Origin of the sequence: Nocardia veterana NBRC 100344 (genome assembly GCF_000308855.1) — a bacterium.
In the GTDB taxonomy this organism is placed as follows: domain Bacteria; phylum Actinomycetota; class Actinomycetes; order Mycobacteriales; family Mycobacteriaceae; genus Nocardia; species Nocardia veterana.
Map to the genome: position 1 here is coordinate 42,521 of NZ_BAGM01000132.1, position 14,244 is coordinate 56,764.

14 protein-coding genes are annotated in these 14,244 nt (G+C 67.8%); 8 read left to right on the forward strand and 6 right to left on the reverse strand.

Annotated elements, in window-relative coordinates; translation table 11 throughout:
• The first annotated feature begins 40 nt into the window (after nt 1-40).
• A complete protein-coding gene (locus tag ON37_RS25610) occupies nt 41-796 on the forward strand; it encodes a glycoside hydrolase family 25 protein (RefSeq protein WP_040722881.1) in 756 nt (251 codons plus the stop codon).
• On the opposite strand, the gene ON37_RS25615 is transcribed toward ON37_RS25610, so the two are convergent.
• The 3 genes from ON37_RS25615 to ON37_RS25625 form a co-directional block, all read right to left on the reverse strand.
• Complete coding sequence (locus ON37_RS25615) at nt 793-1,506, reverse strand: amino acid ABC transporter ATP-binding protein (RefSeq protein ID WP_040722920.1); 714 nt, start codon at nt 1,504-1,506, stop codon at nt 793-795. The genes ON37_RS25610 and ON37_RS25615 overlap by 4 nt on opposite strands.
• A 116-nt stretch (nt 1,507-1,622) precedes the next feature.
• Complete coding sequence (locus tag ON37_RS25620) at nt 1,623-3,419, reverse strand: ABC transporter substrate-binding protein/permease (RefSeq protein WP_040722882.1); 1,797 nt, start codon at nt 3,417-3,419, stop codon at nt 1,623-1,625.
• 121 nt (nt 3,420-3,540) lie between these two features.
• A complete protein-coding gene (locus ON37_RS25625; protein ID WP_040722883.1) occupies nt 3,541-4,335 on the reverse strand; it encodes an LLM class F420-dependent oxidoreductase in 795 nt (264 codons plus the stop codon).
• A 195-nt stretch (nt 4,336-4,530) separates the two neighbouring features.
• Between ON37_RS25625 and ON37_RS25630 the strand changes: the two genes are divergently transcribed.
• Complete coding sequence (locus ON37_RS25630; RefSeq protein ID WP_040722885.1) at nt 4,531-5,610, forward strand: ABC transporter ATP-binding protein; 1,080 nt, start codon at nt 4,531-4,533, stop codon at nt 5,608-5,610.
• 16 nt (nt 5,611-5,626) lie between these two features.
• Here the strand turns inward: ON37_RS25630 and ON37_RS25635 are convergent, their stop codons facing one another.
• The gene (locus tag ON37_RS25635) at nt 5,627-6,145 is read right to left on the reverse strand and encodes a winged helix-turn-helix transcriptional regulator (RefSeq protein WP_040722886.1); all 519 of its coding nucleotides are present in this window, start codon (nt 6,143-6,145) and stop codon (nt 5,627-5,629) included.
• 109 nt (nt 6,146-6,254) lie between these two features.
• Here ON37_RS25635 and ON37_RS25640 point away from each other — a divergent pair, with 109 nt between their 5' ends.
• The 3 genes from ON37_RS25640 to ON37_RS25650 all read left to right on the forward strand — a co-directional run bounded on the left by ON37_RS25640 (nt 6,255) and on the right by ON37_RS25650 (nt 9,570).
• On the forward strand, nt 6,255-7,424 hold the full coding sequence (locus ON37_RS25640; protein ID WP_040722887.1) for a thiolase family protein: 1,170 nt from the start codon (nt 6,255-6,257) through the stop codon (nt 7,422-7,424).
• 264 nt (nt 7,425-7,688) lie between these two features.
• Nucleotides 7,689-8,660 carry an o-succinylbenzoate synthase gene (locus tag ON37_RS25645; protein ID WP_040722888.1) on the forward strand — a complete coding sequence of 324 codons (972 nt, stop codon included), beginning with the start codon at nt 7,689-7,691 and terminating at the stop codon, nt 8,658-8,660.
• Between the two features lie 109 nt (nt 8,661-8,769).
• Nucleotides 8,770-9,570 (forward strand): VOC family protein, encoded by an 801-nt coding sequence (locus ON37_RS25650; RefSeq protein WP_040722889.1) that lies wholly within the window; start codon nt 8,770-8,772, stop codon nt 9,568-9,570.
• A 48-nt stretch (nt 9,571-9,618) separates the two neighbouring features.
• Here the strand turns inward: ON37_RS25650 and ON37_RS25655 are convergent, their stop codons facing one another.
• Together ON37_RS25655 and ON37_RS25660 are read right to left on the reverse strand one after the other, a co-directional pair.
• Nucleotides 9,619-10,131 carry a TIGR04338 family metallohydrolase gene (locus ON37_RS25655; protein ID WP_040722890.1) on the reverse strand — a complete coding sequence of 171 codons (513 nt, stop codon included), beginning with the start codon at nt 10,129-10,131 and terminating at the stop codon, nt 9,619-9,621.
• A 97-nt stretch (nt 10,132-10,228) separates the two neighbouring features.
• Complete coding sequence (locus tag ON37_RS25660) at nt 10,229-11,068, reverse strand: DUF2786 domain-containing protein (RefSeq protein ID WP_174362150.1); 840 nt, start codon at nt 11,066-11,068, stop codon at nt 10,229-10,231.
• 329 nt (nt 11,069-11,397) lie between these two features.
• Between ON37_RS25660 and ON37_RS25665 the strand changes: the two genes are divergently transcribed.
• From ON37_RS25665 to ON37_RS25675, 3 genes are all read left to right on the forward strand, one after another.
• Nucleotides 11,398-12,726 carry an ABC transporter substrate-binding protein gene (locus tag ON37_RS25665; RefSeq protein ID WP_051032039.1) on the forward strand — a complete coding sequence of 443 codons (1,329 nt, stop codon included), beginning with the start codon at nt 11,398-11,400 and terminating at the stop codon, nt 12,724-12,726.
• A gap of 36 nt (nt 12,727-12,762) precedes the next feature.
• Nucleotides 12,763-13,800, forward strand: a complete 1,038-nt coding sequence (locus ON37_RS25670) for a carbohydrate ABC transporter permease (RefSeq protein ID WP_083893281.1) — start codon at nt 12,763-12,765, stop codon at nt 13,798-13,800.
• Nucleotides 13,801-13,870: 70 nt separating this feature from the next.
• Nucleotides 13,871-14,244: ABC transporter permease family protein (locus tag ON37_RS25675; protein WP_040722892.1), on the forward strand; the 374-nt coding region annotated here is incomplete at its 3' end.

Below are 14,244 nucleotides of genomic sequence, written 5' to 3' on the forward strand. Positions count from 1 at the left end.
ACTCTGGCCCCGCGAGCATCGGCTGTTTACTCTCGTATCCATGTATCGACGCACCGTGGCTCGTCCGAAAGTTCGTCGCTTCACCGCAGCCCTGCCGCTGCTCGCGGTTGCCGGCATATTCTCGGCAACCGGAATCGCCACCGCCGCACCCACCGGGCCGGACGTATCGTCCTGGCAACATGTCGACGGTCGTTTCATCGACTGGTTCGCCGTGCGCGCCTCCGGCCACAGCTTCGCCATGGTCAAGGCGACCGAGGGGCTGAACTACGTGAATCCGTACTTCGTCCCGGACAGCCTGCTCATGCGAGCCGCCGGGGTGGCACGGGGCACCTACCACTACGCCCATCCGGAGCTTCCACCCGAACCGCAGGCCGCGCTGTACGCCACGGTCGTCCTCGGCCAGAACGGGCCGCTGGATCTGCCACCGGTGCTCGATATGGAGAATTCCGGCGGCCTACCCCCGGCGGCACTGATCGACTGGACCCACCGCTACCTGACGACGGTGCAGGCGCTGACCGGCCGGGTGCCGATCATCTACACCTACCCGAGGTTCTGGCAGACGGCGATGGCCGATTCCGACCAATTCCATCAATATCCGCTGTGGATCGCCGATTACCGCGGTAATCCCCAGCCCGAGGTGCCGGGCGGCTGGCCGGCGTGGACCTTCTGGCAGACCACCGATTCCGGCCGGGTGCCCGGGATCGCGGGCAATACCGACCTGAACGTCTACAGCGGTGCGCAGGGCAATTTCGCCCAGTACGCGAATATGCCGTTCAGCGGCAGTTCGGGTGGTTAGAGGATTTGTGACAGGAACTGCTGCAGGCGCGGGGTCCGTGGATCGTCGAACAGCCGATCCGGAGACCCCGATTCCACCACCTTGCCGCGGTCCATGAAAACCACACCGTCGGATACCGAACGCGCGAAACCCATTTCGTGGGTCACCACGATCATCGTCATTCCGCCGGACGCCAGATCCGCCATCAGCGACAGCACCCCTTTGACCAACTCCGGGTCCAGCGCCGAGGTCGCCTCGTCGAACAGCATCAGTTCGGGCTTCATCGCCAGCGCGCGGGCGATCGCCACCCGCTGCTGCTGACCGCCGGACAGATTCGCCGGGCGGGTGTCGGCGCGTGCGGCCAGTCCGACCGCCTCGAGCTGTTCCAGGGCGAGCGCCCGCGCGGCCTCCTTGCTCAGGCCGTGCAATTTGCGCGGGCCAAGCGCCACATTCTCGGCGACGGTCTTGTGTGGAAACAGATTGAAGTGCTGGAACACCATCCCGATGCGCCGGCGCAGCCGGTCCGGATTTTCCCCGAGAACCGACACCCCGTCGATCAGCACATCGCCGGAATCGGGTTCGTGCAGGCGATTCAGCACACGCAGCAGGGTGGACTTGCCCGAGCCCGAGGGACCGATGACCGTCGTGGTGTGCCCGGCCTCGACATGGATGTCGACCCCGCGCAGCACCTGGTTGTTGCCGAGGGTGAGATGCAGATCGACCCCCGTCAACGAGGAGCTGCGAGGCGTGTCGCGCCCCGTCCCGGCCCGGTCGCTCGCGCCCTTGTCCGCTCGGTCGCTCACGCCGTTATCCGCTCGGTCGCTCACGCCCTTGTCCGCTTGGTCGCTCACGCTCCGCGTCCTTCCGTGATGACGGCCTGTTCGATTTGGTCGGCCGCTGCTTCCGCCCGGCCGGTCCGCAAGCGGCGATCGATGTAGTTCACCAGGTGGGTCAGCGGAATGGTGAGCAGCAGGTACACCAGACCGGCGGCGACCAGCGGTGAGAGGTTCCCGGTCTGCGAATTCAGATCGCGGCCGACGGCGAACAATTCGCGCTGTGAGGCGAGCAATCCGAGGAAGTAGATCAGCGAGGAATCCTTGATCAACGCGATGAACTGATTCATCAGCGCCGGCAGTACGCGCCGCACGCCCTGCGGAATCACCACCAGCGTCATGGCTTGGCGGTAGCCGAACCCGATCGCTCGCGCGGCCTCCAACTGCCCCGGTTCCACCGACTGGATGCCGGAACGGAAGATCTCACCGATGTACGCCGACGCCAGCAACGCCAAGGCGACCGCGCCCAGCCAGTAGGGATTGTTGCCCGTGAGGCCCTTCACCACCGGCCCGATACCCAGACCGATCAGCAGTATGATCACCACCGCCGGCAAGCCACGGAAGATGTCGGTGTAAACCCTTGCGGGCCAACGCAACCAACGCGTGCGCGAGATCCCCGCCACCGCGAGCAGGATGCCGATCAGCGTGCCGAGCACACCCGAAACCAGCGCCAGAATCAGGGTATTCGGCAGGCCGGTCTTGAAGAGGTCGGGAAATGCCTTGCGGTACAACGACCAGTCGAAGAACGTGTCCTTCAACTGCGCGACCGTGGATTTCGGCGCGTTCTGCCGGTCGGTGTGCTGATGTTCGGCGGCGATCTTCTCGAAGTCCGGCAGCTGCGGCATCGGTGCGGCTTTCGACCCCGGCTTCCAGCCCGGCGGCAGTGGCCGCGGCACCCAGTCCGAGTAGAGCTTGGCGTAGGTCCCGTCGGCGATCACCGCGTCGAGTCCGGCGTTCAGCGCGTCGATCAGTGGCTGATTGTTCTTACGGACCGCCCAGGCCGTGAAATTGTCCAGGCTGAACGTGTTCTGCACGATCGAGGTGGGATCACCCGGTTTGATCGCGCCCGTGGCCTGCTGTGAGGGCGCCACCCAGGCATCGATCTGCCCGGTCTTCAGATTGGCGTAGGCGGTGTTGTAATCGGGAAACTTCACCGCGTCCAAATGCAGGGTGCCGGTGACGTATTCGTCCTGCACGGTGCCCTGCACCACGCCGATCCGGGTGCCCGGCTTCAGATCGGAGAACCCCTGGATCGCGCTGCCGTTGGGTACCACCAGCGAGAAGTAGCCGAAGTCGTAGCCGTTGGTGAAACCGACCTGCTGCCGCCGGGCATCGGTGGTGGTGATGCTCGACGACCCCACGTCGAATCGTCCGGTCGCGACCAGCGACAACAGCGACGCGAATTCGGTACCGGAGAACTGCACCCGCAGGCCGAGCTTGGCGCCGATGGCCTTCAGCAGTTCGTTGTCGAAGCCGGTGAAGGTGCCCGAGGAATCGACACAGATACTCGGCGGCGCGTCCGAGAGCGTGCCCACGCTCAGCACGCCGGGCTGCGACAACCCGAGTTTGCCGATGTCGATGGAGTTCAACGGCACCGTCGTCGCGGTGGTGTAGCGGTCGGTCCCGGCCGTCGCACCGCTCGCCAATTTGGTCGGCGCCGGCGAGGCGGCGGCCGGCCCCGGCGGCGCGCACAGATTCGCGGCCTGTGACGAGCCGCCCTCGTCGGAGCTGCAGGCGACGGCGAACAGCAGCATCATCGCCGCCATCAGCGCGATCAGCGCACGAGGGCGCGAGACGGGCAAACGGGCCATAGCCGAGCACCCTATCGGCCGCCTCGGCGTGTCGGACGTCACCGGCGCGCCGCGACGGCCTTGCGGTGCTGCTACCGCACCCCGGAAGAAATGGAATCCGGGTGATTCGAGCGGGCCGGGATCACGCGATACCGGACACCGGCTCCGGATTCACCGAGTCGCGCCAGGCGATGGCCTGTTCGACCTCGGTCAGGTCGTAGTCGGGCCCGCCGACTCCGACGGTGAACAGCGTCGCCCCGGCCCGCACCAGTTCCGGCGCCTTCTCCGCACCCGGCCAGTCCACCGACCGTTCGATCCGGCCCGGATCCGAACCCACCGCCGCGCAGTGCTCGGCGAGGATCTTCGACTTGCGTTCCAGCACATCGACCTGCGCGAAGGTATGCCAGATATCGGCATACTCGGCGACCAGCCGCAATGTCTTCCGTTCGCCGCCACCACCGATCAGGATCGGAATCTTGCGCACCGGCGCCGGATTGAGTTTGCCCAGCCGGGCGTCGATCCGGGCGAGATATTCCTTCAGCAGCGCCAAACGCGTTCCGGGCGTACCGAAGTCGTAGCCGTACTCGTCGTAGTCCTTCTGGAACCACCCGGCCCCGATTCCCAGGATCAGCCGGCCACCGGAGATGTGGTCGACGGTGCGGGCCATATCGGCGAGCAGATCGGGATTGCGGTAGCCGCCGCCGGTCACCAGGGCGCCCAGTTCCACCCGCTCGGTTTGTTCGGCGACCGCGGCGAGCATGGTCCAGCATTCGAAGTGGGCGCCGTCCGGATCACCGTAGAGCGGATAGAAGTGGTCCCAGTTGAAGACGATGTCCACGCCCGCGTCCTCGGCCCGTCGCACGGCATCCCGGATCAACCCGTACTCGGGAGCATGCTGGGGTTGCAGCTGCACTCCGATGCGAACCGGTCGACTCATCGCTTGCTCCTTCGTCCAATGAGCTGTTGGCACGGCCGGTCGGCGGCCGTTGCCGAGGCTACTCGTCGCGCCCGCGCGACGCCCGGTCCGCGACCGTCGCGCCCACCACCGCGCCGCTGCGTAGGATGCGATGGACCCAACGCCCTCTACTCGGATCGTCCGGCACGTTCCTGCCGGTGAAGGGATTGATTCACCATGGCCACGGTCACCTTCGACCACGCCACCCGGCTGTATCCGGGCGGCACGAAACCCGCCGTCGACAAGCTGAATCTCGAGATCGCCGATGGCGAGTTCCTGGTGCTGGTCGGGCCGTCCGGCTGCGGTAAATCCACCTCGTTGCGCATGCTGGCCGGGCTCGAGGAGGTCAACGCAGGCCGAATCCTGATCGGCGACAAGGACGTAACCGACGCCGAACCCAAACAGCGGGATATCGCGATGGTGTTCCAGAACTACGCGCTGTATCCGCATATGACGGTGGCGGAGAACATGGGTTTCGCGCTGAAGATGGCCAAGGTGCCCAAGGCCGAGCGGAATCAGCGGGTACTGGAGGCGGCCAAGCTGCTCGATCTGGAGCAGTTCCTCGACCGCAAGCCCAAGGCGCTCTCGGGCGGACAGCGCCAGCGCGTGGCGATGGGACGGGCGATCGTGCGGCAGCCGCAGGTCTTCCTGATGGACGAACCGTTGTCGAACCTGGATGCCAAACTGCGCGTGCAGACCCGCACCCAGATCGCACAGTTGCAGCGGCGACTCGGCACCACGACGGTCTATGTCACCCATGACCAGGTCGAGGCGATGACCATGGGCGACCGGGTGGCGGTGCTGAAGGACGGTCTGCTGCAGCAGTGCGCCGCACCGCGCGACCTGTACCGGGACCCGGCGAATCTGTTCGTCGCCGGATTCATGGGTTCGCCGGCGATGAACCTGTTCACGCTACCGCTCTCGGACGGCGCGGTGACCCTCGGCGGACACGCCGTGCCGGTGCCGCGCACGGTGGCCGACGCCGCCGCGGAGACGGTCGTGGTGGGTATCCGCCCGGAGCATTTCGAACCGGCCGCCGGCTCGGACGGTATCGCGATGGAAATCGACGTGGTCGAGGAGCTGGGCTCCGACGCCTACATCTACGGCCGCACCCTCGGCGAGGCGGGCAGTGGCGAAACCATCGTGGCTCGCGCCGACTGGCGCAATCCCCCGCAGAAGGGTGACAAGCTCACCCTCACCACCGATTCCGAGCACATCTACTTCTTCGATCCGGACACGGGTGCGCGGCTGACCTAGACGCCGGCCGAGCCGGTCATCGCGGCGTGGTCGCGCCCTGCGTCCCGCCGCGAGACCGGCGCCAGTCCCGGTTGATCCGGACCCGGATGTCTTCGAGTCCGACCTCCTCACCCCCGGCACTGCGCAATTCCACCCGCACCGGTTCGCCGGTGGTGTCCGCCACCCGCTCCAGGGGCGGCACTCCGTCCTGCAGATATTTGTCGCCCCACTGCCACAGGGCGAAAATCGCGGGGAGCAGATCCCGGCCCATCTCGGTGAGCACATATTCGTGGCGGGTGCGCTTGCCTTCCTCGCGGTAGGGCTGTTTGCGCAGCAGCCCGGCCTCGGTCAGTTTCCGCAGCGCGGCCGCCGCCGCGGCGTCGGTTATTCCCACGCGTGCGGCGAAGCCGTCGAAACGCGTTGTCCCGTAGATGGTCTCGCGCAGAATCAGCATGGCCGAACGGGCGCCGACGATGTCCAGCGCCTTGACGATGGAACAGCCGTCCGGCTTCCACGAATCGAGATCGCGCAAGGGTCCTTCCAGCTTTGCGGGCATGATTCTCATCATACCAACTCTGACTTGTCACAACTAAGGTCAGGTCCTAGCCTGGCTATAGAGCAACTTAGTCAGATCGTCGCAACGGCGCGATACCCGGAGGAATGCCATGAGAGACGCAGTGATCGTCGAGGCCGTACGCACCCCGATCGGCAGGGGGAAGGCCACCGGTGCGCTGCACGACGTGCACCCGGTCGACCTGTTCGCCCACAGCCTGCGCGAGGTGGTCCGGCGCAGCGGCATCGACCCCGCGCTGATCGACGACGTCATCGGCGGTGTGGTCACCCAGGTCGGGGAACAGTCCGTCAACGTCACCCGCCGCGCCGCACTCGCGGCCGGATATCCGGAGTCGGTGCCGGCCACCACCGTCGACCGGCAGTGTGGCAGCAGTCAGCAGGCCATCCACTTCGCCGCCCAGGGCGTCCTGGCCGGGGCCTACGACATCGTGGTGGCCGGCGGCCTGGAATCGATGAGCCGGGTGCCGATGGGCTCGAACGTGCTCGGCGCCGCCGATATCAACGGTGTCGCCTTCGCCGAACGGTATCCGGAGGAGTTGGTGCCGCAGGGGATCAGCGCGGAACTGATCGCCGCCCGCTGGGGGATCTCCCGCACGGCCATGGACGAGTTCTCCCTCGCCAGCCACGAAAAGGCCGCCGCCGCAACGAAGAACGGGGCGTTCGAGGCACAGCTGGCGCCGGTGGCGGGCCTGACCGCCGACGAGGGAATCCGCCTCGGCAGCACGCTGGACACCCTGGCCGGCCTGCGGCCCGCCTACTACAGCGAGGCCTACGCCGCGCGGTTTCCCGAGATCGGCTGGAATGTAACCGCCGCCAATGCCAGCCAGATCAACGACGGCAGCGCGGCGGTGCTGATCATGACCAGCGAGAAGGCTCGCCAACTCGGCCTCACGCCGCTGGCGCGGCTGCACAGCTTCGCGGTCGCCGGCGACGATCCGCTGCTGATGTTGACCGCGATCATTCCGGCGACGCGAAAGGTGTTGCAGCGCTCCGGATTGTCGCTGGCGGATATCGATCTGTTCGAGGTCAACGAGGCATTCGCCGCGGTGGTGCTGGCATGGGCCGCCGACACCGGCGCGGATCTGTCGCGGGTGAACGTCAACGGCGGGGCGATCGCCCTGGGGCATCCGCTCGGCGCCTCCGGGGCGCGGCTGGCCACCACCCTGGTGCACGCCCTGCACGAGCGGGGCGCTCGCTTCGGACTGCAAACCATGTGCGAGGCAGGTGGTTTGGCGAATGCCACCATCTACGAACGGCTCTGATCCTCGGGCCGACGCGACGACCAGCGCGACCGCGTAACCGAGCAGCCGGGCCTCGGCGAGCAGCGGCAGGATGAGCAACGCGTAACGCCGGGCCCGGCGTCGTTCGCACAACGCGCGCGGGGTCCACCCCACCCGGCCGGCGGCAGCGCACCGACCAGGGCCTGCAAAGCCAGGGCGTCAGTCGGCCGGTCCCGGACACGTGCGCTGCGGCGCCATATCGCGGGACGGCAGGCCGTACCGCCGGCGATGGCTAGGCTGACTCGGGTGAGCGACCTCGATCCGGCATCGGCCCTGGTGTACGCGATTCCACTGCGCACTCGCTTCCGTGGCATCACCCTGCGCGAGGGAATGCTGCTCGAAGGGCCGCGCGGGTGGGGCGAGTTCTGTCCGTTCATCGAATACGACGACCACGAGGCCGCCCACTGGCTCGCCACCACCGTCGAGCAGATCGAGACCGGGTGGCCGGAACCGGTTCGGGACCGCATCCCGGTCAACTGCACGGTGCCGGCCGTCGGCCCGGAACGCGCCTACGCGATCGTTGCCGAATCCGGTTGCCGTACAGCAAAAGTCAAAGTGGCCGACCATCCCGGATCACTGGCCGAAGATATCGAGCGGGTGGCCGCGGTGCGCGATGCGCTCGGTCCCGGCGGCGCCGTCCGGGTCGATGCCAACGCGGTCTGGGACGTCGATACCGCTGTGACGAATCTGCGCCGGATCGACCGGGCCGCACAGGGTTTGGAGTATGCCGAGCAGCCCTGCCGCACCGTCGAGGAGCTGGCCGCGGTGCGGCGGCGGGTCGACATCCCCATCGCCGCCGACGAATCGATCCGCCGGGCCGAGGATCCGCTACGGGTCGCGGTGGCCGGCGCGGCCGATATCGCCGTGCTGAAATGCACGCCACTCGGGGGCGTGCGGCGGGCGCTGCGGGTGGCGGCGGCGGCCGGGTTGCCCTGCGTGATCTCCTCGGCACTGGAGACCAGCGTCGGCCTCTCCGCTCAGCTCGCCCTCGCGGGCGCCCTACCCGAACTCGACCATGCCTGCGGGCTCGGCACGGTCGCCCTGTTCGACGGGGATGTGGTCGCGCAACCGCTGCGACCGGTCGGTGGCTACCTCAAGGTGCCGCGCACCCCACCGGCGCCGGACCCGGAACTCCTGCAGCGGTTCCGCCACCCCGATCCCGACCGTGTGGTGTGGTGGCGCAAACGATTGGACCGGGTGCGTCGACTGCTCGCCTGACCAGGAACGAGGGCCGATTCGAGGGTGTTCCCGCCGCCCGCGCTGTGATTAGCTGATCGTGTGCTAACGGCAGTTCCCAGGTGCTCGAACACACGACAGGAGTTCTGCTATGCCCACCCGTGATACTGCGTGGCCGCAGGGTACGCCCTGTTGGGTCGACTGTTCGGTCGACGACCCGCAGGCGGCCCGCGACTTCTACTCCCGGTTGCTGAATTGGGAGATCATGGACAGCCCGCCCGAGGCCGGCGGATATCTGATGGCCATGCTCGGCGGTAGACCCGCCGCCGGGATCGGGCCCAAGATGGGCGAGGCCCCGATGCCCTCGGTGTGGACCACCTACCTCGCGGCCGACGACGTCGACGCGATCGCCGCGGCCATCTCCGCCGCCGGCGGCAGCGTCTTCGTCCCGCCCTTCGATGTCATGGATGTCGGCCGCATGTGCGTCGCCGCTGACCCGACCGGTGGAGTCTTCGGCGTGTGGCAGGCCAAGGCGCACACCGGCGCCGGCATCTACAACGAGCCCGGCTCCTACTGCTGGAACGAACTGCACACCCGCGACTACGTCACCGCCCAGGAGTTCTACCGCCGCGTCTTCGGCTGGACCTTCGACGAGATCGGCGACGGCGAGAACTTCGTCTACTCGACCTTCTCCCCGCCCGGCGCCGATGTCGCCGGCGGCATCATGGATGCCGGCAACCTGCCCGGCGACACCCCGCCGTACTGGCTCACCTGGTTCCAGGTCGCCGGTACCGACGAATCCCTCTCGCGGGCAACGGAACTGGGGTCCACTGTTCTGATGGGTCCGGACGACACCCCGTTCGGCCGCTCCGCGGTCGTCCAGGCCCCGCAGGGTGAGATCTTCGGGCTCATCGACCCGACCGTGCGGTCCGCCGCGGCGCCCGGACAGTAGCGCTCCCGCGTCCCGGGCCGCGGCGGCACGGGACGCGCCGGCGCTGGTTCAGCCCACGCGGGCGCCACAGTCGTGCAAAGTGGCGCGTAGGAGCAGGGCGGCTTCGGGGCCGATGATCCCGTCGACCAGCTCGAGATAGCGGGTACAGAACTCCGGGCCGTGCGGCGCGTAATCCGCGCCGGGCGGCTCCAGGTGGTGGGCGAGTTCGTGCAGGATGACCAATTCGCGCAGGGCCCAAGCGGTTCCGCCGGTGTGCAGCGGCACCGCGAGCACACCGCGGCCGGTTTCGTAGTGGGCCGCGGCAGCACCGGCCCGGGCCCGCACCGTGAGCGGCGCTTCGGCCCGAACCCACCGGGCGCGAACCCAATTCAGCGCGAGCACCCGATCGACGTACTCCTGCACCGATTCGACCGAGGCGAACTTCCGCTCGATCGGCAGGGTGAGGTGCGATCCGTGCAGTTCGACCGTGCGCGCGCCGAACTCCTCGGCGCGGTCGAACATGCGGCGCACCAGCCCCTCGGCATCGTAGACCCGGCTACGCTGCGAATCACGCTGCGTCACAGGGCTTTCCCGTAAACTCGTACGTGCCGACCGCGGAGCCGGTGTCGGGCGATCGTCCGCGCGCGGTAGCCGACAACGGCCGGCGGTCGCGGACGGCTCATGCGCCCGGCGCTTCGAGACGTCCGCGGGCCGAAGGCAATTCCGGGGACAATCCCAGCCGGGCGGTGCGGCCGGCGCGGTCGCCCGCGCGCCGGGCGGCCGGGGAGTAGCCGGTGGATTCCTGCGGGCCGCGCCAGGTGCCGCGCGCTTCGGAGGTGCGGGCGTAGAAGTCGGTCAGTTCGAGGTCCTTGTTGCGCAGGGCGAGGGCGGTTCCGGCCGGGGACTCGGCGGCGGCGGTGTCGTCGCGGACCGCCTCGGCCTCCACATCGGCCTTCACCGCCGCCAACCGTCGGCCGATGCGGTCGGCGAACGCCATCTGGAAATTCAGTCGCGCGGTCACGGCTGCGACAGGGGCCTGAATGCGACGCTGCACCTTCCGGCCCCAGCGGGTCTCGACCACGATCTTCTCCACCGTCGCCGATCGGTAGGCACCGGATTTGATGTAGTGGTCGGAGGCCCGCACCATCTGCACCAGCAAACTCGTGTACAGCGCCTCGCAGGTCGCGATATCGGTGTCGAAGCCGTACGCGTAGACCTGGGTGGACGTGCGGGTCACGTCGCAGCGCACATCGTTGGCGGCGGCGATCGCCACGAACAACTGCACGTAGGTGCGCAGGCCCTTCTTACCGGCCTCCCCGATCGGGACGACCTTCTGGATCGGCGTCGGCCGTCGCTCCCGGCCGGCGATATGGGCGCGGGCCACCGCCAGGTCGATCGACGAACGGGTGGCCAGGCGCTGGGCGGCCGCCATGAACGCCTCGGCCTCGTGCTCGTTGTCGGTCGACTCGGCCTGACGCAACAGCCCACCGATCCGGGTGAGCAACTTGTCCTGGGGCAACTGGGTCGACATCGAGCGCCAGCCTACGAGACGACACCGACAACCGGCGCCGGCCTGCGTAACCACGCAGGGCGGTGCGGACGCCGAATCCCACCCGGCGGGAGCAACGACCGGAGGCGGCAGCCTGCGTAACCACGGAGGGCGGGGCGGACGCCGAATCCCACCCGGCGGGAGCAACGACCGGAGGCGGCAGCCTGCGTAACCACGGAGGGCGGGGCGGACGCCGAATCCCACAGAGCAGCCGAACAATGTATCTTGCCTTGTGCAACCGGCGCAGTGTGCGGGCGCTCACGCGTGGCAACTGTGTTCGTTACGACCCTGGAGTATCGATGGCTTTGAACAAGGCGTCCTCGGACAAGGCTCTGACGCGGGCCACGTCGCGGCGCTCGTCCCTCGTGTCCCGTGCCGCGCTGGCCGCTGCCTCGGTCGCGCTGCTCACCGCCGGACTCACGAGTGCGTGTTCGAGCGGGGACGGTAGCAACCCGACCACTCAGAATCTGGGTGGCCGCGGCCCGATCACCTACGTCGAGGGTAAGGACACCACCGAGACGGGCGCGGTCAAGCAGCTCATCGACCGCTGGAACGCCGCGCATCCGAACGAGCAGGTCACCTTCAAAGAGCAGTCCAACGACGCCTCCCAGCAGTACGACGATCTGGCCCAGCACATGCGGGCCAAGCAGTCCGACTACGACGTGATGGCGCTGGACGTGCCGTGGACCGCGGAGTTCGCGGCCAAGGGCTGGATTCAGCCGCTGAAGGACTCCTTCGCTCTCGACACCTCCACACTGCTGTCGCCGACCGTCGCCAGCGCCACCTACCAGGGCACCCTGTACGCCGCACCGCGCAACACCAACGGCGGCCTGCTGTACTACCGCAAGGATCTGGTCCCGAATCCGCCGAAGACCTGGCCGGAACTGCTGGCCGACTGCAACATCGCGCGCGATCACGGAATCGGTTGCTACGCGGGGCAGTTCGCGCCCTACGAAGGTTTGACGGTGAACGCGGCCGAGGTGATCAACGCCTACGGCGGCTCGTTCGTCGGCCCGGACGGCAAGACCGCGACCGTGAATTCCCCGCAGTCCCGCGCGGGCCTGCAGGTGCTCACCGACGCCTACAAGAACGGCGACATCCCCAAGGAGGCCATCTCCTTCAAGGAGCCGGAGAGCCAGAACGCCTTCGCCTCGGGCAAACTGCTGTTCCTGCGCACCTGGCCGAACTTCTACGGCGTGGCGCAGGCCGATTCGTCGGCGGTGAAGGGCAACTTCGGGGTCTCCCCGCTGCCCGGTAAGGACGGCATCGGCGCCTCGACGCTCGGTGGGTACAACGCCGCGATCAGCGCGTATTCCAAGCACAAGGCCACGGCGCTGGACTTCCTGCGCTTCCTGATCAGCGAGGATGCCCAGCGCATCGTCGCCGAGGGCGCGTTCCCGTCGGTCCGGTCGTCGATGTACGACGATCCGGCGCTGATCGCGAAGTTCCCGTACCTGCCCGCGCTCAAGGATTCGATCGCCAGCGCCGTGCCGCGTCCGGTGACGCCGTTCTACCCGGCGGTGTCGAAGGCCATCCAGGACAACGCATATGCTGCCCTGACCGGTAAGAAAACCGTCGATGAGGCGATCATCGGCATGCAGAAGGGCATCGAAGCCGCCGGCTCCTGACCCTGTCCGCAGTCTGCCCCGTAGGAGAGTTTGAACGTGTCGAATCCTTCGGGTGCGACCGATCTCGCGCCACCCGACGATCAGCCGGAGAGCCCGAAGCCGCAGCGCGACAACAACTCCCGAGGCCTGCGGTGGACGCCGCAGGGCTCGGGCCGCGCGTGGTTGTTCGTCGCACCGGTGTTGGTGGCCTTGGCGGTCGTCATCGGCTATCCGGTGATCCGCGCGGTGGTCATGTCCTTCCAGAAGGACGCCGGTCTCGACCCGGCCACCGGCATGTTCGTCGAGGGCGGCAACGCCGGGTTCAGCAACTACACGCATTGGCTGCTGCAGCAGTGCACACTGCCGGGCGGCGGCACCGAGGCCTGCCCGACGGGCAATCTGGGTTCGCAGTTCTGGGCGGCCATCGGGATCACCCTGCTGTTCACCGTGATCACCGTGACCTTGGAGGCCACCATCGGCCTCGGCATGGCGACGGTGATGGGTAAGACCTTCCGCGGCCGCGCCCTGCTGCGTGCCGCCGTGCTGATTCCGTGGGCGATTCCGACCGCGGTGACGGCGCGGTTGTGGGAGTTCATGTTCCAGTACGACGGCGTGGTCAACCGCGTACTGCACACGCACATCCTGTGGCAGACCGATCCGATGTGGTCGCGGTTCGCGGTGATCATCGCCGACGTCTGGAAGACCACGCCGTTCATGGCGCTGCTGATTCTGGCCGGGCTGCAGGTGATTCCGAACGACGTGTACGAAGCGGCCAAGGTGGACGGCGCCTCCGCGTGGCAGCGGTTCACCCACATCACGCTGCCGCTGCTGAAGCCGGCGCTGCTGGTCGCGGTGCTGTTCCGGACCATGGACGCCCTGCGCCTCTACGATCTGCCGGCCATCATGACGCAGGGCAACCCGGCGACCCGGACGATCTCGATCCTGGTCGTCGATCAGGTGCGGCAGGGGCAGAACAGCGCGGCCGCGCTCTCGGTGCTCACCTTCCTGATGATCTTCGCGGTGGCATTCGTCCTGGTGAAGGTGCTGGGAGCGAATGCGGTGGCGACGCAGGAAGAACTTCGGAGGAAGCCATGAGTTACCCTCGCGCAGCGCTCATGGGGGCCGACCGGGTGCGGGTGTCCCGCAAGTCACGGAAGGCCCACTGATGACGACTGCCACCACGCCGGCCACCGCCACTGCCACCGCGCCGCGGACGGCACGCAAGCCGTGGCGATCCGCCCGGACCTACATCGGCGCCCTGATCGTGCTCGTCTGGGGTCTGGGCCCGTTCTACTGGATGGCGGTGACCGCCTTCCGCGACGCGGACTACACCTTCGACAACACCCCGTGGCCCACCCACCTGACGTTCGAGAACTTCCGCAACGCCTTCGACACCAGTCGCGGTAACGACTTCGGGCGGGCGGTGCTCAACAGTGTGATCATCGGCGCGGCCACCACGGTGATCGGCCTGCTGATCGGCATGATGGCCGCATATGCCTTGGCGCGCATCGCTTTCCGCGGGAAGACGCTGGTGGCCGG

Coding starts and splice junctions, on each gene's coding strand:
- ON37_RS25630 (WP_040722885.1), top strand. CDS start 4,531: ATGGCCACGGTCACCTTCGACCACGCCACCCGGCTGTATCCGGGCGGC.
- ON37_RS25665 (WP_051032039.1), top strand. CDS start 11,398: ATGGCTTTGAACAAGGCGTCCTCGGACAAGGCTCTGACGCGGGCCACG.
- ON37_RS25640 (WP_040722887.1), top strand. CDS start 6,255: ATGAGAGACGCAGTGATCGTCGAGGCCGTACGCACCCCGATCGGCAGG.
- ON37_RS25635 (WP_040722886.1), bottom strand. CDS start 6,145: ATGCCCGCAAAGCTGGAAGGACCCTTGCGCGATCTCGATTCGTGGAAG.
- ON37_RS25625 (WP_040722883.1), bottom strand. CDS start 4,335: ATGAGTCGACCGGTTCGCATCGGAGTGCAGCTGCAACCCCAGCATGCT.
- ON37_RS25620 (WP_040722882.1), bottom strand. CDS start 3,419: ATGGCCCGTTTGCCCGTCTCGCGCCCTCGTGCGCTGATCGCGCTGATG.
- ON37_RS25610 (WP_040722881.1), top strand. CDS start 41: ATGTATCGACGCACCGTGGCTCGTCCGAAAGTTCGTCGCTTCACCGCA.
- ON37_RS25650 (WP_040722889.1), top strand. CDS start 8,770: ATGCCCACCCGTGATACTGCGTGGCCGCAGGGTACGCCCTGTTGGGTC.